At 26.7% G+C, this 18,453-nt stretch carries 26 protein-coding genes; 19 read left to right on the top strand and 7 right to left on the bottom strand.

The genetic code is table 11. The features are described from left to right. The first annotated feature begins 21 nt into the window (after positions 1 to 21). Genes dapA through CKV87_RS04350 form a run of 6 tightly spaced genes read left to right on the top strand, consistent with a single transcriptional unit; the run spans position 22 to position 4,197 of the window. Positions 22 to 909, top strand: coding sequence for a 4-hydroxy-tetrahydrodipicolinate synthase (gene dapA, locus CKV87_RS04375; RefSeq protein WP_012012603.1), 888 nt, complete (start codon positions 22 to 24; stop codon positions 907 to 909). Next, complete coding sequence (locus tag CKV87_RS04370) at positions 909 to 1,688, top strand: enoyl-ACP reductase (RefSeq protein ID WP_004509057.1); 780 nt, start codon at positions 909 to 911, stop codon at positions 1,686 to 1,688. The genes dapA and CKV87_RS04370 overlap by 1 nt, the downstream gene beginning before the upstream one ends. Then, positions 1,688 to 2,233, top strand: coding sequence for a CDP-diacylglycerol--glycerol-3-phosphate 3-phosphatidyltransferase (pgsA, locus tag CKV87_RS04365; RefSeq protein ID WP_012012602.1), 546 nt, complete (start codon positions 1,688 to 1,690; stop codon positions 2,231 to 2,233). Before CKV87_RS04370 ends, pgsA begins: the two co-directional genes overlap by 1 nt. 9 nt (positions 2,234 to 2,242) lie before the next feature. Then, positions 2,243 to 3,301, top strand: a complete 1,059-nt coding sequence (gene rseP / locus CKV87_RS04360; RefSeq protein WP_012012601.1) for an RIP metalloprotease RseP — start codon at positions 2,243 to 2,245, stop codon at positions 3,299 to 3,301. A gap of 11 nt (positions 3,302 to 3,312) precedes the next feature. Continuing rightward, entirely contained in the window at positions 3,313 to 3,993 is a 681-nt protein-coding gene (locus CKV87_RS04355; protein ID WP_012012600.1) for a YggS family pyridoxal phosphate-dependent enzyme, read from the top strand. Positions 3,994 to 3,996: 3 nt separating this feature from the next. Next, the gene (locus tag CKV87_RS04350; protein WP_012012599.1) at positions 3,997 to 4,197 is read left to right on the top strand and encodes a hypothetical protein; all 201 of its coding nucleotides are present in this window, start codon (positions 3,997 to 3,999) and stop codon (positions 4,195 to 4,197) included. A gap of 2 nt (positions 4,198 to 4,199) precedes the next feature. Here CKV87_RS04350 and CKV87_RS04345 read toward each other — a convergent pair whose 3' ends face one another. Then, positions 4,200 to 4,844 (bottom strand): beta-carotene 15,15'-monooxygenase, encoded by a 645-nt coding sequence (locus CKV87_RS04345; RefSeq protein ID WP_012012598.1) that lies wholly within the window; start codon positions 4,842 to 4,844, stop codon positions 4,200 to 4,202. 114 nt (positions 4,845 to 4,958) lie between these two features. On the opposite strand from CKV87_RS04345, the gene CKV87_RS04340 reads away from it, so the two are divergent. The 6 genes from CKV87_RS04340 to CKV87_RS04315 are packed head-to-tail and all read left to right on the top strand — an operon-like array spanning position 4,959 to position 8,125. After that, entirely contained in the window at positions 4,959 to 5,405 is a 447-nt protein-coding gene (locus tag CKV87_RS04340) for a phosphoribosyltransferase (RefSeq protein WP_012012597.1), read from the top strand. Between the two features lie 12 nt (positions 5,406 to 5,417). Continuing rightward, positions 5,418 to 5,801, top strand: a complete 384-nt coding sequence (locus CKV87_RS04335) for a DUF423 domain-containing protein (protein WP_012012596.1) — start codon at positions 5,418 to 5,420, stop codon at positions 5,799 to 5,801. Continuing rightward, positions 5,802 to 6,557, top strand: coding sequence for a Rossmann-fold NAD(P)-binding domain-containing protein (locus CKV87_RS04330; protein WP_012012595.1), 756 nt, complete (start codon positions 5,802 to 5,804; stop codon positions 6,555 to 6,557). A 49-nt stretch (positions 6,558 to 6,606) separates the two neighbouring features. Next, positions 6,607 to 7,107 (top strand): YajQ family cyclic di-GMP-binding protein, encoded by a 501-nt coding sequence (locus tag CKV87_RS04325; protein ID WP_012012594.1) that lies wholly within the window; start codon positions 6,607 to 6,609, stop codon positions 7,105 to 7,107. An 11-nt stretch (positions 7,108 to 7,118) separates the two neighbouring features. Beyond that, positions 7,119 to 7,700: an NUDIX domain-containing protein gene (locus tag CKV87_RS04320; RefSeq protein ID WP_012012593.1), complete on the top strand. Its 582-nt coding sequence runs from the start codon at positions 7,119 to 7,121 to the stop codon at positions 7,698 to 7,700. Positions 7,701 to 7,702: 2 nt separating this feature from the next. Next, positions 7,703 to 8,125: a c-type cytochrome gene (locus tag CKV87_RS04315; protein WP_012012592.1), complete on the top strand. Its 423-nt coding sequence runs from the start codon at positions 7,703 to 7,705 to the stop codon at positions 8,123 to 8,125. Between the two features lie 9 nt (positions 8,126 to 8,134). On the opposite strand, the gene CKV87_RS04310 is transcribed toward CKV87_RS04315, so the two are convergent. Further along, complete coding sequence (locus CKV87_RS04310; protein WP_012012591.1) at positions 8,135 to 9,145, bottom strand: phospholipase A; 1,011 nt, start codon at positions 9,143 to 9,145, stop codon at positions 8,135 to 8,137. A 107-nt stretch (positions 9,146 to 9,252) separates the two neighbouring features. Between CKV87_RS04310 and rpe the strand changes: the two genes are divergently transcribed. Genes rpe through CKV87_RS04295 form a run of 3 tightly spaced genes read left to right on the top strand, consistent with a single transcriptional unit; the run spans position 9,253 to position 11,289 of the window. After that, a complete protein-coding gene (gene rpe / locus CKV87_RS04305; protein WP_012012590.1) occupies positions 9,253 to 9,894 on the top strand; it encodes a ribulose-phosphate 3-epimerase in 642 nt (213 codons plus the stop codon). Further along, positions 9,891 to 10,484 (top strand): phosphoribosylanthranilate isomerase, encoded by a 594-nt coding sequence (locus tag CKV87_RS04300; protein WP_012012589.1) that lies wholly within the window; start codon positions 9,891 to 9,893, stop codon positions 10,482 to 10,484. Before rpe ends, CKV87_RS04300 begins: the two co-directional genes overlap by 4 nt. Then, a complete protein-coding gene (locus tag CKV87_RS04295) occupies positions 10,471 to 11,289 on the top strand; it encodes a 3'-5' exonuclease (protein ID WP_012012588.1) in 819 nt (272 codons plus the stop codon). The genes CKV87_RS04300 and CKV87_RS04295 overlap by 14 nt, the downstream gene beginning before the upstream one ends. Before the next feature lie 23 nt (positions 11,290 to 11,312). Here CKV87_RS04295 and CKV87_RS04290 read toward each other — a convergent pair whose 3' ends face one another. From CKV87_RS04290 to CKV87_RS04275, 4 genes are read right to left on the bottom strand one after another with little or no spacing between them, the layout of a single operon-like run. After that, positions 11,313 to 11,894, bottom strand: a complete 582-nt coding sequence (locus CKV87_RS04290) for a 2-oxoacid:acceptor oxidoreductase family protein (RefSeq protein ID WP_034226501.1) — start codon at positions 11,892 to 11,894, stop codon at positions 11,313 to 11,315. Between the two features lie 10 nt (positions 11,895 to 11,904). Then, a complete protein-coding gene (locus CKV87_RS04285; protein WP_004509012.1) occupies positions 11,905 to 12,738 on the bottom strand; it encodes a 2-oxoglutarate ferredoxin oxidoreductase subunit beta in 834 nt (277 codons plus the stop codon). A 1-nt stretch (position 12,739) separates the two neighbouring features. After that, complete coding sequence (locus tag CKV87_RS04280) at positions 12,740 to 13,870, bottom strand: 2-oxoglutarate synthase subunit alpha (RefSeq protein WP_004509011.1); 1,131 nt, start codon at positions 13,868 to 13,870, stop codon at positions 12,740 to 12,742. Between the two features lie 8 nt (positions 13,871 to 13,878). After that, positions 13,879 to 14,202 (bottom strand): 4Fe-4S dicluster domain-containing protein, encoded by a 324-nt coding sequence (locus tag CKV87_RS04275; RefSeq protein WP_012012586.1) that lies wholly within the window; start codon positions 14,200 to 14,202, stop codon positions 13,879 to 13,881. A 229-nt stretch (positions 14,203 to 14,431) separates the two neighbouring features. On the opposite strand from CKV87_RS04275, the gene CKV87_RS04270 reads away from it, so the two are divergent. The 4 genes from CKV87_RS04270 to trpC are packed head-to-tail and all read left to right on the top strand — an operon-like array spanning position 14,432 to position 17,595. Beyond that, entirely contained in the window at positions 14,432 to 15,148 is a 717-nt protein-coding gene (locus tag CKV87_RS04270; RefSeq protein WP_004509009.1) for a tRNA1(Val) (adenine(37)-N6)-methyltransferase, read from the top strand. After that, positions 15,141 to 15,524, top strand: coding sequence for a YkgJ family cysteine cluster protein (locus tag CKV87_RS04265; protein ID WP_012012585.1), 384 nt, complete (start codon positions 15,141 to 15,143; stop codon positions 15,522 to 15,524). The genes CKV87_RS04270 and CKV87_RS04265 overlap by 8 nt, the downstream gene beginning before the upstream one ends. Beyond that, positions 15,500 to 16,807, top strand: coding sequence for a tetratricopeptide repeat protein (locus CKV87_RS04260; RefSeq protein ID WP_012012584.1), 1,308 nt, complete (start codon positions 15,500 to 15,502; stop codon positions 16,805 to 16,807). Before CKV87_RS04265 ends, CKV87_RS04260 begins: the two co-directional genes overlap by 25 nt. Further along, positions 16,804 to 17,595 (top strand): indole-3-glycerol phosphate synthase TrpC, encoded by a 792-nt coding sequence (gene trpC, locus CKV87_RS04255; RefSeq protein WP_012012583.1) that lies wholly within the window; start codon positions 16,804 to 16,806, stop codon positions 17,593 to 17,595. Before CKV87_RS04260 ends, trpC begins: the two co-directional genes overlap by 4 nt. Here the strand turns inward: trpC and CKV87_RS04250 are convergent. Then, on the bottom strand, positions 17,592 to 18,419 hold the full coding sequence (locus CKV87_RS04250; RefSeq protein WP_041644905.1) for a LysR family transcriptional regulator: 828 nt from the start codon (positions 18,417 to 18,419) through the stop codon (positions 17,592 to 17,594). The genes trpC and CKV87_RS04250 overlap by 4 nt on opposite strands. Positions 18,420 to 18,453 lie beyond the last annotated feature (34 nt).

Raw genomic sequence — 18,453 nt, 5'->3', positions numbered from 1 at the left:
TACTAGTAAAAAAGGATAAGTATGGATATTATTACCGGTTCTATGACCGCACTAATTACACCATTTAAAAATGGAAAAGTTGATTTACAAAAATATGAATCTTTAATAAAAAGACAAATAGCTCAAGGGATAAATGCTGTTTCACCAGTTGGAACAACAGGAGAAAGTGCTACTTTATCACATAAAGAACATAAAGAATGTATTGAAGTTGCCGTTGCAACTTGTAAAAACAGTGGTGTAAAAGTTCTTGCTGGTGCTGGTTCAAATGCAACTCATGAAGCTTGCGATATCGCTAAATTTGCTCAAGAAGTAGGAGCAGATGGGATTTTATCAATTGCTCCATATTATAATAAACCAACTCAAGAGGGATTATATCAACACTATAAAGCAATAGCAAACTCTGTTGAACTTCCTTTAATGTTATATAATGTTCCAGGTCGTACAGGAGTTGATTTACTTCCAGAAACAGCAATAAGACTGTTTGATGATGTAAAAAATATCTATGGAATAAAAGAAGCGACAGGAAGTTTAGAAAGAGCAACTTCATTAATGTCAGCAAGAAAAGATTTTGTAGTAGTTTCAGGAGATGATAGTGTTGATTTTCCTATGCTTGCAAGTGGTGCAAGAGGAATTATCTCTGTTACTTCAAATCTTTTACCAAACTTGAAATCAAAATTAGTAAGTAGTGTACTAGAAGGTGATTATAAAACTTCCTTAAGTATTCATAATGATCTTTATGAATTAAATAAAACTTTATTCTGTGAAAGTAACCCTATTCCAATTAAAGCTGCTATGTATTTATCTGGATTATTAGATAGTTTAGAATTTAGACTACCATTGACTAATCCAAGTGCAGAAACAATGCAAAAATTAGAAAAAATTTTAATAAAATATGAGGTAATAAAATAATGAATAACAACATGCAAGGGAAAACTTTAGTAATTTCAGGTGGAACAAAAGGTATTGGTAAAGAGTGTGTTTATAAATTCGCAAGTAATGGTGTAAACGTAGCATTTACTTACAACTCAAATGGTGAAGTAGCTCAAGAAATCTGTAAAGATGTTGAGAAAAAATTTGGTGTGAAATGTCGTGCATATCCATTTAATATTTTAGAGCCTGAAAAATATTCTGAGCTATTTGAAGAAATAGATAAAGACTTTGATAGAGTAGATTTCTTTATTTCAAATGCAATGATTTATGGAAGAGCAGTTGTTGGTGGTTATGGTAAATTTATGAAATTAAAACCAAGAGGATTAAACAATATTTATACTGCAACAGTAAATGCCTTTGTATGTGGAGCACAACAAGCAGCAAAAAGAATGCAAAAAATTGGTGGTGGAGCAATAGTTAGTTTAAGTTCTACTGGAAATTTAGTGTATATTGAAAATTATGCAGGTCATGGAACAAATAAAGCTGCAGTTGAAGCAATGGTTAGATATGCTGCAAATGAATTAGGTGAATTTAATATTAGAGTAAATGCAGTTTCAGGAGGTCCTATCGATACTGATGCTCTTAAAGCATTTACAAATTATGAAGAAGTAAAAGCAAAAACTGCTGAATACTCTCCATTAAATAGAATTGGTCAACCAGAAGATTTAGCACAATCTTGTTATTTCTTGTGTACAAATGATGCTTCTTGGATTACAGGTCACACATTAATTGTTGATGGTGGGACAACTTTTAGATAATGACAAAAGCATCGTTAAATCTTCCAAATCTTTTAGCACTTTTTAGAATAGCATTAGCACCGCTAATGCTATGGTTTTTTATTGACAGACACAATCCTATTTTTTCATCTTGGCATCCGTCTTGGTTCGATTATTTTGCAGGACTTATTTTTGTAATTGCTTCAGTTACTGATTTTTTTGATGGATTTATCGCAAGAAATTGGGATCAGATGACAAAACTAGGTGGAATTTTAGACCCCCTTGCAGATAAAATGCTTGTACTTGCAGGTTTTTTAGGGCTTATGGCAATTGATAGAGCAAGTGTTTGGGCTATATTTTTAATCCTTTCAAGAGAATTTTTTATTACTGGACTAAGAGTCGTTGCTGTAAGTGAAGGGAAAAATGTCTCTTCAACAATGGCTGGAAAAATAAAAACTGTTGTACAAATGATTGCTATTGGTTTTTTAACTATGAATTGGCCATTTGCAATAGAATTTTTATGGTTAGCAGTTATTTTGACTATTTATTCAGGATATGAATATACAAGAGATTATTTCAAACTCTAAAGGTTTTTTGTGGGTACTATTACTTTTTTATTAGTTTTATCATTTTTAGTATTTTTTCATGAACTTGGTCACTTTTTAGCTGCTAAGTTTTTTGGTGTAAAAGTGCATACATTTTCTATTGGGTTTGGAAAACAAATCTATTCAAAATATTGGAAAGGTACAACTTGGCAGATTGCTCTAATTCCACTTGGTGGATATGTAAAAATGAAAGGTCAAGATGATTCAAATCCAGCTTTAATTGAAGATGGAGAAGATTCATATAATGCAAAAAAACCTTGGCAAAGAATTATAATTTTGTTTGCAGGTCCATTTGCTAACTTTATTCTTGCTGCAATTTTATACTTTATAATAGCTCTATCAGGAGCAAATACTTGGGCTGCACAAGTTGGTAGTGTTCAAGAAAATTCTCCTGCATTTATTGCTGACATAAAAGCTAATGATGAAATTATTAGAATAAATGACATAGACATAAAATCTTGGGAAGAAATAGGTAAAGTTATTACAACAACACAAGGTGCTTTACAATTTTTTATAAAAAGAGATAATCAAGTTCTAATAAAAACTATAAATCCAGAGATTTCAGATAGTCAAAATATGTTTAGAGAAAATATCAAAAAAAGAATGATTGGAATTAGTCCAAGTGGAAAAATTATAACTTTAGATTTGTCTTTTTCTCAATCTTTAGTTTTTGCTTATGAAAAAACTATCTTTGCTTCAACTGTGATTTTTCAAGGTGTTCAAAAACTAATTTCAGGAATAGTTCCTACAAGTGAAATAGGTGGTGTTATTAGCATAGGAAAAGTTATTTCAGATGCAAGTGAAAGTTCTATCATCGCACTACTTACAATTACGGCTTTGATTTCCGTAAATCTTGGTGTTTTAAATCTTCTTCCTATACCAGCACTTGATGGTGGACATATTATGTTTAACTTATATGAAATGATAGTAAGAAAAAAACCAAGTGATAGAGTGTTTGTATTTTTGACTATAATGGGATGGATGATTTTGGGAAGTTTGATGCTTCTTGGAATTTATAATGATATTAATAGAATATTTTTAAATAATTAAAAGAGTACAAAATGGATAAAAAAACAGCAACAAAAAATCTAGATAATCTAATAACAAAAGTTGAAGGTGCCAGATTAAAAATCTCAGAACATCATATTGTAAAAGTCATTGGTATTTCAAAATACTCTACAACACAAGATATAAAAACTCTTTATGAAGCAGGTCAAAGGGCTTTTGGAGAAAATAAAGTTCAAGATTTAAAACAAAAAAGTGAGGAATTGGATGAACTTCCTATTGAATGGCATTTTGTAGGAACTTTACAAAAAAATAAAATCAATAATCTAATAGATTTAAATCCAACATTAATACACTCTTTAGACTCTTTAGATTTAGCGCAAGAATTAAATAAGAAGTTAGAAGCTAAAAACAAAAAACTATCTTGTTTACTTCAAATAAACTCTGCAAACGAAGATACAAAATCTGGAGTTGAAGCAAAAGATGCTGTGAAAATTTATAAAGAGATTTTAGAAACTTGTCCAAATATCATATTAAAAGGTGTTATGTGTATTGGAGCAAATTCAACTGATATAAAACTGATTAAAGAATCATTTAAAATTACAAAAAATATTTTTGATGAATTAGTTCCTTTTGGAGCAAAATATTGTTCTATGGGAATGAGTAGTGATTTTGAATTAGCAATTGCGTGTGGTTCAAATATGATTAGAGTTGGCTCTACTTTATTTAAAGAGTAAATTATGAAACCAACTGTATACCTAACTTTTTTAGCATTTTTTATATTTATTGGGATTATTATTTATAATAAAGGTATTGAAAAACAAGAAGAAAAAGTAGTTATTGCCCCTTGTGAAGATGCAAAAGTATTTCAAGAAGTAAAAGAAAATCCGAACAAACTCGATGAATTAATCATAGAAAAATGTACGGATAATCAAAAATAGTTCTAAATGTTTTCGTTTACAAGATATTTGTAAATTAAATACGCTGAGTAAAGTATTAAACCATAAGCTAAAAGTTCTGTTCCTTCTTCAATCATTGCTTTTACTTCATATACAAAATTATCTTGCATTACTTGTCGCCAAAAACTTCCCATTCCAAACAATCTTGAAAAAACAAATAAAAACATAACAGAAAATATCATTAATTTCATATGTGGTATTTTTAAATAAGTTGCTAATTCTAAAACACCTTTTTTCCAATCTTTAAATGCATAAACTATTGCAATTAAAGCAACTAAAAAAGCCCAAGGAGCCCAAAACCCATGATAAACAAGATCAAAAATATCATCATTTTCTCTAATAAAAAGTACAAGATAAAAAGCTGCTATTAACATACTAGCTCTTTTTAAATTTGGTATTATAAATGACAACCTAGTAAATATTGTTATTGTTAAAAACAAACAAAGTAACTGAAACCACTCTAATAATGAACTTTCATGATTAAAAGTTCCAAAAAATTTTATATCTATTCTTAAAATTAAAGGAACAATAGCACAAATACTAGCCACAACAAAAAGATATTTTAAACTATCTACAATAATATTTTTTGCTTCTTTTAAATCGATTTGATTAAAATTATTATTTGACATAACTAACCTTATAAAAAAAAATTAAACGCGAAGTATACAACAATTACATTTTGGTTACAATTAATCAAATTTTTAATAAAATAAGCGTTTGATTCGAATTTTAAAGGTCTAATATTGGAAAAATTATATTATAGTTATGAAATATTTAAAGATGATACACAAACTTTAGTGGACAAATGTAGAGATTTTAACCCAGAAGTTTTATTAGCAGTTGCAAGAGGAGGATTAACACTTTCTCACTTAATGGCTCAAGCTTTAGATATTAGAAATTTATTTAGTATAAATTGTGTCTCTTATGACAAAGATAAACAAATATCAGCTCCAAATATTTTTAATATACCAGATTTAACAGATGCAAAAAAGGTTTTAATAATTGATGATATAGTGGATTCTGGAAAAACTATGAAAGAAATAATAAAAATATTAAAAGAAAAGTTTCCAAAAGTAGAATTTAAACTTGCAACAATTTTTTATAAAAAAACAGCTGTTATAAAACCTGATTATTATGTAAAAAATGCAGATGTTTGGATTGACTTTTTTTGGGAAGTTGATGTTAAATAAAAAGGAAAAAAAATGACAATAAATAAACAAGCAAAACTATTTTTAGCAATTTGTGCTTTTATGATGGCTTTAGCTATAGCTTTAGGTGCTTTTGGAGCTCATGGATTAAAATCAGTTTTAGATGAGCAAATGTTAAAAGTTTATAATACAGGTGTTCAATACCATTTTTATAACACTTTAGGACTTTTTACAGCAACATTTATTTATATATTAACTTCAAAGAAAAAAGTATTTGTATCGATGATTTTAATTTTAATTGGAATGAGTATTTTTTCTTTTTCTTTATACTTATTAACTATTTTAAACATGCCAATTTTAGGAGCAATTACACCAATTGGTGGAACACTTTTAATTATTGCTTGGTTAATCTTAGCTTATGGTATTTTAAAAGATTAAATGAAACTTACTATCTTAGGTGCAGGTTGGTTAGGCTTTGAATTAGCAAAAAGTTTGAAAAATGAGTATAAAATAGTAGTTTCATCAAGAGATGAAGAAAAATTAAAAATATATGAAGATGAAGGTTTTTCTTCATATATTTTAAATGAACAAAATTTTGATTATATAGAAGAACTTCTAAATACAGATTTTTTGTTTATAAATTTTCCACCTTCAAAGTTTGAAAATTATTTATTATTTTTAGAAAAAATCTACTCTTCTAAAAATATATCAAATATAAAAAAAATTATATTTATTAGTTCAACTTCAATTTATCCAAATATAAATGGAATTTTTACTGAAATTAGTGAAATCAATAATCCAAGTTCTCAAATAGTTTTTGAAGCAGAAAATTTAATAAAAGAAAGAAGTAATATTATTTTTAGAGTTTCAGGTCTTGTTGGTGATAATAGATATTTTGGAAAAAGAAGTGCAAATAAAGAGGTTGAATTTCCATTAACTCCTATTAATTTTGTACATAGAGAAGATGTAATAAGAGCCACAAAATTTGTTTTAGAAAACAATATATCTGGTATTTTCAATCTTTGCTCAAATGAACATCCAACAAAAAAAGAGATTTATAGTTTTAATGCTAAAAAATATAGATTTAAAATGCCAATTTTTAATTCAAATCAAACTTTTGTTAATAGAATTATAGATGGTTCAAAAATAGAAAAATTAGGCTTTGTTTATAAATACAAAAGTCCTTATTTTTAAATTTTTACCAAAATGATGTTAAAATCTACACAAAAATAAAGGATTATTCGTGGCAGTAAAAGAACACCAATTTGATATTTCAGCAAAACTAGATATGCAAGAGATGAAAAATGCAGTAATTCAAGCTCAAAAAGAGATAGATAATAGATATGATTTTAAGGGAATCACAAAAGAAATTGATTTAAATATTGGAGCTAAAACTTTAGTTTTAATCTCGACTAGTGATAATAAAGTAGATGCAATGTTAGATATCTTAATTTCAAAAATGAATAAAAGAGGAATTTCTATAAACTCTCTTGAAGAGATAAGAAAAGAAGATTCAAGTGGAGCAAATAGAAAATATAGTTATAAAATAGTTGATAGTATAGAAAAAGATGAAGCAAAAAAGATTCAAACAGAAATTAAAAGCTTAAAACTAAAAGTAACAGCGGTGAATCAAGGTGATGAAATAAGAGTTACAGGAAAAAACATAGATGATTTACAAGCTGTAATGAAACACTTAAAAAGCTTAGATTTTAAAGCACCTTTGGTTTTTGATAACTTTAGATAGAAGAAGAGTTAATGACAAACATAATAGAAAATTTAGAAATTAGTACATTAGAAGATACAAAATTTATAAAACCTTTAAAGGTTACATTTAATCTAAATGGTAAAAGAAAAACTTGGGAAGCAGTTAGAAGCCATGATAGTGTATCTATACTTTTATATCATACGCAAAAAAATGCTATCTTACTTGTAAAACAATTTCGTGTACCTGTTTATTTAAATGATAAATCTCAAACTTTTACTTATGAGTTATGTGCTGGTTTAGTTGATAAAGAAAAATCTCTTGAAGAAATAGCTATAGAAGAAATAGATGAAGAGTGTGGATATGAAGTAAATAAAAAAGATATACAAAAAGTTACTTCTTTTTTTACAAATGTTGGAATTAGTGGAGCAAAACAACATCTTTATTTTGCAAAAATAGATGAAAATATGAAAATTCATGATGGTGGTGGAGTAAATGATGAACAAATAGAGTTATACTTTCTTCCTATAAATTCAATAGATGAGTTTATTTTTGATGAATCAAAAGCAAAAACTCCAGGTCTTATCTTTAGTCTTTACTGGTTTTTAAAAAATAAAAATGAATTAGGTTTATAAAAATGAGGATTTTAATTTTTTTATCTGTTTTTCTTTTATCAAATGCTTTTAGTGAAGATGAATTACTAGACATAAATAACTCATTTATTACAAAATATGAATACGGAAAAATGCTTTTTAATAATCCAAGGGGAATTGGTTGTAGCAAATGCCATGGAGATGATGCAAGAGGAAGAAGAATTGTAGATTTCAAACAAGAACATGATAAACAGATATTTAATTGTACTTTAATTGCTCCAGATATAAAGTATGTTGATTATGAAACTTTTTCAAAAAAAGTAAACTCAAAAAAGAATGAAAATTTAAAATTTCCTAAAGAACAAGTTTGTGATAAGTTAATATATTATGCAAATGTTATGCCAACATATTTTTTGGTTGAAGAAGAAATAGAAGCTATTTATTATTATATTCAAAATATGAAATAATAAGATAGCTTATCTTGATAAAGCTATTCCTAATCCTACATTATTTATTTCTCTATCATAATCAATTAAACTATTTCCATATCCATAAAAATATTGAAACATCCCATAAACATTTTTAGCATGTAAAAACTCTGGAAGAGGAAAAGTCCAAGTAAATTCAACTGCACCTTTATTATTTTCATTAAATTTTAAATTATCTCTTAAAAGTAATTCAAAAGTGTGTTGTTTATATGCATAAAGTAAAGTTAAATCACCATATCCATAATAATCTTCAAAATCTGGATTATCGTCTTTATCTTTGCTTTCAGGGATTCTATACCAAACTCTAGGAATTACAAAAATATCTGAGAATTGGAAATATCCTTCTAAATATAATCTATTTAAAGAACGAGATTCTTCTGCATCTTTTCCATTTGAAGAGTGCATAGCAGATATTTTATAAGCTTTTAAAGAACTCTCTTTATCATAAGGAATTTGGACAAAAAGTTCTGGTTCATAATTTGATTCTCTAAAAGGAGCAGAACTTTTTGCTACTTGCCAAAAAGATTTTTGAGTGTAAGCTGCACTTATTGTCTCGTCAAAACCAAACAAATTATGATAAATTGGTTTTTCAAAACTTACTTGAAAAGTTGTTTCTATATTTTCTCTATCTTCAATGTTATTAAAAGTATAAGTTGCTGGCAGTAAATAATTCTTTTTATATGGGTGAATATCAAACTCTTTTGTCACTATTTGTTTTATATTTTCATTTGTACTTTTATCTTCTGTTTTATCAATCTCTTTTTGGTAAAAATCTCTTTTTAAAGTCGTAAAACTTTCAAATTCTAAGTTTTGTTTTTCATTTAAATCATTTACATATTTATCTTCTTTTGAAACTTTTAAATTAGCTACTTTTTTATATAAAATCATAGCTTCTTTATATTTTCCTTGATTTTCTAAAGCTTGCGCTTCTTCATAAATATTATCCACTTCAACTGCAAAACCAAAAGAACAAAGAGCTAAAAATAGGAGTTTTTTCATAGATATTTTACCAATAATAATTTTTTACTGAATTTTACATCATTATACTTTATAAAAGAGTTTAAATGGTATAATCTGCCAATTTTTAGAAAAAAAGGTTTATAAAAATGCTTGTTGCACCTTCGATATTGTCAGCTAATTTTGGAAATTTAGCAAATGAAATAAAAGCTATTTGTGATGCTGGTTGTGATTTAGTTCATGTTGATGTAATGGATGGACATTTTGTTCCAAATATGACTATTGGTCCAGTTGTTGTTGAACCAGTTGCAAAAGTAGCTTCTAAACCTCTTGATATTCACTTAATGGTTGAAAACAATACATTTTTTGTAGATTTATTTGCTCCATGTAAACCTCTTTATATATCTTTTCATATTGAAAGTGAAAAACATCCTCATAGACTTATTCAAAAGATTAGAAGTTATGGAATAAAACCTGCAATAGTTTTAAATCCACACTCAAGACCGCAAGAGATTGAATATTTACTTGAAGATTTAGATATGGTTTTATTAATGTCAGTTAATCCAGGATTTGGTGGACAAAAATTTATCCCAAGCGTAGTTGAAAAAGCTAAAGAATTAAAAGAGCTTATAAATAAAAGAAACCCAAACTGCTTGATAGAAGTTGATGGTGGAGTAAATGATAAAAATATAGAAATACTAAAAAATGCTGGTGTTGATATAGTTGTTGCAGGAAGTTATGTATTTGGAAGCGATGATTATGAAAAAGCTATAAAGAGCTTAAAAATATGAGAATAAAAATTTGTGGAATTACAAATCTAAGTGATGCAATAAATGCAATAAATGCTGGTGCAGATGCATTAGGATTTGTATTTTATAAAAAATCTCCAAGATATATAGAACCTTTAAAAGCAAAAGAAATAGTAGAAGAAATTGCTCCATTTGTACAAACAGTTGGTCTTTTTGTAAATGAAAGCCTTGAATTTATAAATGAAACTTGTAAAAACTCTAAAATGCAGTTAGCTCAAATAATAGATGATGAAAATACTTTAGATTATTCAAAACTAACAGTAAAATATATAAAAGTTTTAAGAGTAAAAGAGAAAAAAGATTTACAAAATTTAGAAAATCAATACTATTTAATTGATGCTTTTGTTGATGCTTTTGGAGGAGCAGGAAAAAGAGTTGCTTTAGAATTTTTCAAAGACTTAGATTGTTCTAAATTTATTCTTGCTGGTGGATTAGATGCTCAAAATTTAAAAGAACTTAATGGTTTTGGTTTTTATGGCGTAGATGTAAGTAGTGCAGTAGAGATTGAAAAAGGAAAAAAAGATAAACAAAAAATGATTGATTTTGTAAAAGAAGCAAATGAAATCTCTTAAAAAAAAATATATACTAAAACCAAAAACTATTTTTTTAGATATTTTAAAAAGATTATTAAAAGAACCAATAGCTTATGATGAATTTTTAAATCTTCTTGAAATTTCAGCTGATAGATTTTATGATAATAGTAATTTGGAGTTTGAACTTTTACTAATAAATGGTTTACCTCTTGATATAAAAGATGATTTTGTATTTTTAAAAACCACACAAACTTTAATTTCTGAACAAACTTTTTGTTTTGTTGATATAGAAACAAATGGTGGTACTCCAAAAAAAGGTTTTCAAATTATAGAATTGGGAGCTGTGAAATACAAAAATGGTGAAGTTTTAGATAGCTTTAACTCTTTAGTTTTTGCAAAAGAGATTCCTCCATATATTCAAGAAGTTACAAAAATAACTCCTGCTATGTTAGAAACAGCTCCTAGAATAGAAAAAGTTTTAAAAGATTTCAAAGAGTTTTTAGGTGATGATGTTTTTATAGCACATGATATAAAGTTTGATTACAACTTTATTTCAGACTCTTTTGAAAAATATAGTTTAGGAAAACTTTTAAATAGAAAACTTTGTACAATTGATTTAGCTAAAAGAACTATAAAATCAGAAAAATATGGATTGAGTTCTTTAAAAGAACTTTTAAATATCGATATAGAAAACCATCATAGAGCATATTATGATGCATTAACAACGCAAATAGTTTTTGAAAAATGTTTAAAAAATATAGATACAAATAAAATAAAAACAGTAGAAGATTTAATAAATTTTTCTAAAAGTGATAGTATTATAAAAAATGAGATTAAAAGATAGAATCTTATCTATCTTTTAAAATTTTATGCAGATTTTTTCTTTGCTTCATCAGCTTCTTTAGCGTATTTTAAACCCAAATCAAAAGCTTTGTTATTTGTTTCATGCAATTTTTCTGGAACTTTTGAAAGCATTGTTTGTCTTAAAACTTCATTTGGAATTGTTTCACCTGTAAAATAGTTTGCTATTGATAAAGCTAAAACTGACTGAGTAATTACATTTCCAACTTCATCTTTTGCAATAGTAATGATTGGAATTTCAACGATATTCCATCTTTTTTTATCTTCTTCTGAAGGTTTAACTAAATTTGGTTCAATTACAATTGTTGCTCCATCTTTTACACCTTTTTTAAATTGATCATAAGAAATTTGAGCAACAGATAACATAAAATCTATTTCACCATCATTTGCATAAGGATATAAAATCTCTTCATCTTGTAAAGTAATATCAACAACTGTTGGTCCACCTCTTACTTGAGATGTATAAGTTGCTGTTTTCAAACCATATCCACCATTGTTTATTTTTGCAGCTGCAAAAATTGCTCCTGCAAGAAGTACACCTTGTCCACCAACACCAGTAAATCTCATTAAAGTTCTATTTGCTGACATCATATACTCCTTATAACTCAACCATAGTTTTATTTTTATGCGCTTCTTTTACTTTTTCATAAGCTTCACAATATTCAAGAGCATTTTCATCATGTTTTAATACTCCAGTTGGAAATTTACCAATTTTTTCACTCTCATCAAGCATATCAAATTTAGTTTTTGAAATAGAAATCTCATCAATCCATTCTAAGTTAGCCATAGCAGTAGCCATTTTATTTTTTCTTCCTAAATTGATGTGACAATTTGAGAATACTTCAACAAATGAAAAACCTTTATGTTCAAAAGCTTTTACAAGTGATCTTTCCAATCTTTTTGGATCAATCATTGTTTCTCTTGCTACAAATGAAGCACCTGCTGCTTCAACTAATTTACAAGCATCAAATGTTGGATCAATATTTCCTCTACTCATAGTAACAGTCCACATTCCTTGTGGAGTTGTTGGACTTGTTTGAGAATTTGTTAATCCATAAATAAAGTTATTTATAATTATGTATGTTAAATCTATATTTCTTCTACTTGCATGAATTGTATGATTTCCTCCAATAGCAAGTCCATCTCCATCTCCACCAACAACAATTACTTTTTTATCAGGATTTGCTAATTTTATTCCTGTTGCATAAGCTAATGTTCTTCCATGAGTTGTATGAACAGTATTACAATTTATGTATGAAGAAAATCTTCCAGAACATCCAATTCCAGAAACAACACAAACATCGTCCATATTCCAACCCATTTTTTCAATAGCCCTAATTACAGCTTTTAAAATAACTCCGTCTCCACAACCCCAACACCATAAAGTTGGCATTTTATCAGTTCTTAAATATTCATCATAGTTAAAAGCCATCTTACATTCCTTTCACTTTTTCAATAATTTCTAGTGGAGATAATGGTCTACCATTTGCTTTAAATAAAGTATCAAAGTCATCTCTTCCAGATACTCTTTGTACCTCTTGTGCAAATTGTCCCATATTTAACTCTGCTACTAAAACTTTTTTAAATTTATTCATCAACTCTTTTATTCTTTTAGCTGGGCTTGGCCAAATTGTTTTTGGTCTAAACATACCAACTTTAATTCCCTCTTTTCTTAATCTATTAATAGCTTCAGTAACACCAAGAGAAACAGAACCATAAGCAATAATCATAATATCTGCATCATCTAACATATACTCTTCATTTAATTCTATTTCATCTAAATGTGCATCAACTTTTTTAAATAATCGTTTCATTAAAGCATCACAAACTACTGCATCTTCAGTTGGATGTCCTGTTGGTCCATGATGAAGACCAGTAAAGTGATATCTATAACCTTCAAACATTGGATTTAAAATTGCAGGTTCATCTTCACCAACACCATAAGGTTTATAATCCTTTTTATCTCCATCAAATCTTCTTCTATAAACTCTATTTTTTTCAACTTCTTCCAAATCAGGAATTACTGCTTTTCCACTCATATGTCCTATTGTTTCATCCAATAAAACAAAAACTGGTTGCATAAATCTATCTGCTAAATCAAATGCTCTTACAACTTCTGTATAGCACTCTTTTAAGTTTCCAGGAACTAAAGTAATAGATTTTACATCACCATGAGTTGGATTTCTTGCTTGTAAAACATCTCCTTGAGAAACTCTAGTAGGAAGTCCAGTTGAAGGACCTCCTCTCATAACATTTATAACAACTAAAGGAACTTCAGAGATATACCCTACTCCTAAATTTTCAGCTTTTAGTGAAATTCCAGGTCCACTTGATGCAGTTAATGCTCTTTTTCCTGACATTGCAGCACCTAATGCTGCACAAATTCCAGAAATTTCATCTTCCATTTGAATTGAAACTCCTCCACGAGCAGGAAGTGCTGAAGATAAAACATGCATTATTTCACTTGATGGAGTAATTGGATAACCCCCAAAAAACTCACATTTTGAATCTATTGCAGCTTTTGCTGCAAGTTCATTTCCTGTTGTAATTAATTCTCTTGCCATAATTTTCCTTACTTATCTTCATCTAATATTCTATATTTATTTTCAATTATTTTTTCTCTTCTTATTTTTGCGTCTTCTGATAACTTAGCAAATTTAAATTCTTTTCTATCGGCAACAAAAATAGCAAAATCTGGACAAGCTAATTCACAGTCACTACAACCAATACATGATTCAGGATGAACAACAGTTATCATTGAACCTAAAGTAGAGTGAACTTCTTGTCTCATAGCTAAAACTCCAGCTGGGCAAACAGAAACACATTTATCACATGCTTTACATCTATTTTCATCAACCCAAACAGGAGTATTAGCGGGAGCTTCTATATTAGACATAATATATCCTTAAATATTTTTTTTAATAATAAAGCGAATAATACAATAAACAATCAAAAAAGGGGTTAAATTTTGAGCTTTTTTTTCAATTTTTTCGAAATTTAGTACCCTTTTTAAGGTAATTTAAATTATTACTTATTAGAAAAATTAATATAAAAAATTAAACTGAATTAAAAGTTTTATTTGAATAACTTAGATATAATTGCGCGAATTTAATTAAGGATTTTTTTTGGTTTTATATCAACCTGCAAATGGATATTGTTATAATAGCGACACACACTTTTTATTTAATTTTATTTGTGAAAATTTAAAAAAATATAAAAATATAAAAGGTGAATTCTTAGATATTGGAAGTGGCAGCGGGATTTTAGGTTTATTAGTTGCAAAAGAGTATGAAAAACTAAATTTAAATCAATGTGAAATTCAAACTCAATTTCAGTTTTTTTCATCAAAAAATGCACAAACAAATAAAATAAATGCAACTTTGTATAAAGGTTCTTATAAAGATTTTGATTTTGATAAAAAATTTGATATTTGCATATCAAATCCACCTTTTTATCATTGTGATGTAATAAAAAGTGAAAATGAATCTTTAAAAATAGCAAGGTATAATGATTCTTTACCTCTAGATATTTTTATTGAAAAAACTTCTAAGATTTTAAAAAATGACGGAAAGTTTTTTTTCTGCTATGATTGCAAACAATTAGGCGAAATTTTACTTTTATTAAATAAACATAAGTTTAATCTTGAAGCTTTACAATTTGTTCATCCAAAAATATCTAAAGATGCAACTTTAGTTTTAGTATATGCGAAAAAAGATTCAAAATCTTTAACAAAAATATTTAATCCTTTGATTGTTTTTGATGAAGATAATTTATTTACAAAAAATGTTGAAAATATTTACAAAAAATCTTCAACATATAGTATAAAGGTTGATTTTGAGTGATTTAATAAAAAAAGATGGATATAATTTTGCGTTTTCGCCAAGTGGTTGTAATAGTTGTAATGGAAACTGCTGTATTGGAGAAAGTGGCTACATTTGGATTAACCCAAAAGAGATAGAAACATTAGCTTTGCTTTTAAATATCTCAAGTGAAAATTTAAAAAATAGATTTTTAAATAAAATTGGATATAAATATAGTATAAAAGAGATAAAATTAGCTTCTAATAACTTTGCATGTTGTTTTTTTAATTTAGAAAAAAGACAGTGTTCAATTTATGAAGCAAGACCTATGCAATGTAGGACTTTCCCTTTTTGGGAATATTTTAAAGAAAATGAACAAGAGGTATACAAAGAGTGCCCAGCTATAAAAAAATTATAATATTTTGCTTATTTTTAACAACTATATTTATTGGTTGTAGTATAAAAGATAGTAATCTAGAAAATAAAGAGCATACTAATAATTTTAGAAAAGTAGAAATCAAAAATTTTGATTTAGAAAATTATTATATCATGTATGCTTTAGAACTAGAAGAACAAAAAATGTATATAAATGCAAGAGATATGTATATTAAACTATTTGAAAATACAAATAACTATGAATACTTTGTAAAATATTTAGCAATTACAACTCAATTAGGTGAATATGATTTAGTAAAACAACAAGTTTCAAAATATCTATTAGAAAATATAAAAGAAGAAGAGATTATTTTAAGACTATATTCTTACTCTTTATTTAAATTAAATGAAATAGACAAAGCTACTCAAAATGCAAAAATATTAGCAAAAAAATATGAAAATGCAATGAACTATGAACTTTTAGCAACTATATATTTAGCTAATAAAGATTTTAGAAATGCTCATGATAGTTTTGAAAATGCTTTAAAATTTGAAGATTCAAGTGGGATAGTAGTTACATTAGCAAGCCTTGAATTTTTCCAACTCAATGAAAAAGAAGAAGCAATAGAAAGATTAAAAAAGTATATTCCAAAAAGTGAATATGATTTTAATTTATCACTACAACTTTTAGCTTTTTATGAAGATTTAAATCAAAAAGATAAAATAGTTGAATTTTTAAAAGAAATGTTTGTTTACTACAAAAAAAGTGATAATGAATTATTGTTAAATAAAACAAAAGCACTATTTTGGAAATATGTAGATAAAAATATAGCAATATCTTTTTGGGAAGAACAAAAAGAAGAAGACGAATTTTTATTAAATTTTTATAGAACAACAAATCAAATAGATAAAGCTTATGATTTATTGACAAAATTATATAAAAATACAAATAATATTGATTTTTTAGCACAACAAGCAATTATAGAATTTGAAACAGCAAAAGACAAAAAAAGTGTTTTAAAAGATGTAGTTTCAAAGTTTGATATAGTTATTAAAAATTCAAGTTATCATATCTATCAAAACTACTTTGCTTATATTTTAATAGACTATGATATAAATATTTCAAGAGGTCTTGATTTAGTAAAAAAAGCACTAGAACAAGAACCATCAAATATCGCTTATCTTGATACTTTAGCTTGGGGTGAATATAAAGCAAAAAATTGTAAAGAAGCTTATTATTGGATGAAACAAATCGTTGATGAAGTTGGATTAGAAGATAGTGAAATAAAACTTCACTGGGAAAAAATACAGGAGTGCAAAAAATGATTTTAGATGAAATTATAGAAAAAACAAAAGAAGATTTAATTTTAAGAAAAGAAAAACTAAATTTTGAAGAATTAGAAAAAAAATTAAAAACTATTAACTCAAAACCAAAAGATGTAAAAACATTTTTAAAAAGTACAAAAGAAGAGCCAATAAGAATTATTGCTGAAGTAAAAAAAGCAAGTCCAAGTAAAGGAATTATAAAAGAAGATTTTAACCCATTAGAAATTGCTTTAGAATATAGTCAAAATGGAGCAAATGCAATTTCTGTTTTAACAGAACCACACTATTTTAAAGGTAATTTAGAATATTTATCTACTATTAAAAATAGTGTTTCAACTCCTCTTTTAAGAAAAGATTTTATTGTAGATAAATATCAAATAGCTGAAGCTTTACTTTATGGAGCAGATTTTATTTTACTTATTGCAAAAGCTTTAAATGAAAAAGAGTTAAAAGAGTTATATGAATATGCAAGAAGTTTAGATTTAGAAGTTTTAGTTGAAATTCATGATAATGAAGATTTAACAAAAGCTCTAAATTCAAATGCAACGATTATAGGAATTAATCATAGAAATCTTGGTACTTTCGAAATGGATATGGCTTTATGTGATAAGTTAATTCCTCTTATTCCAAAAGATAAAATTATAGTTGCAGAATCAGGAGTAAGCGATACTGAAGTTATAAAAAGACTTCATAATGTTGGAGCTGATGCATTTTTAATTGGTGAGCATTTTATGAGAGTTCCTTCAATTAAAGATGAACTAACAAAATTTAAAAATACTCTAAACTAAAACTGATAATCTTCCAAATATTCTTTTATTTTTGGAAGATTATCGAGTCTACAAATCATACAAGTAGGAAGATTCGCTACATCTTTTGAAAGCTTAGTTATATGTAAATCTTTTTCATAATTTAACTTTTCTATTATGCTAAGTGGTAAAATACTTTTACCCATACCAATTTTTATACAACCTAATATTGTTTCATAATTACCAAACTCTAATACTTTATAATTTTCATTCGAAAACTGTTTAAAGTAATTTTGTCCAAATTCATTATAAGCACAACCATTTTTAAAAGATAAAAAAACATTTGGAGATAAATTATCTTTTGATTCAACAAGTGTTATTATTTCATCGATTTTATTTAAAACAATAAAATCATCATTTTGAGGTTCACCACTAATAAAAGCAATATCTATTTTATATTCCAAAAGTTTTTTTGTAATCTCTTTAGTTGTATCTGTTATTAATTCTAAACTTATATTTGGAAAATCTTTATGAAGTTGAGATAAAAAAGGAATTATTCTAACTGAAGCATTTGATTCTGTTGAACCAATAATCAAATGTGTTTGTTGATTTATATTTTTCATCTCATTATTTGCAAGTTCAATCTTTTTTACTATTTCAATAGCATAAGGATAAAGTTTTTCACCTTCTTTTGTCAAAACAACACCTTTTGGAACACGATGAAATAAAACTGTTCCAATCGATTTTTCAAGTTGTTTTATTCTTGAAGTTATGTTTGATTGAGCAAAATTTAAATTTATGGCTGCTTTTGTAATACTTTTTTCTTTTACTACTTCAACAAAAACTTTTAATAAATTAGAATCCATCACTTTTCCTTATATCATTAATCAATATTTTATA

The organism is Aliarcobacter butzleri, from assembly GCF_900187115.1.
Classification (GTDB): domain Bacteria; phylum Campylobacterota; class Campylobacteria; order Campylobacterales; family Arcobacteraceae; genus Aliarcobacter; species Aliarcobacter butzleri.
This window is presented reverse-complemented; position numbering and strand designations above follow the sequence as displayed.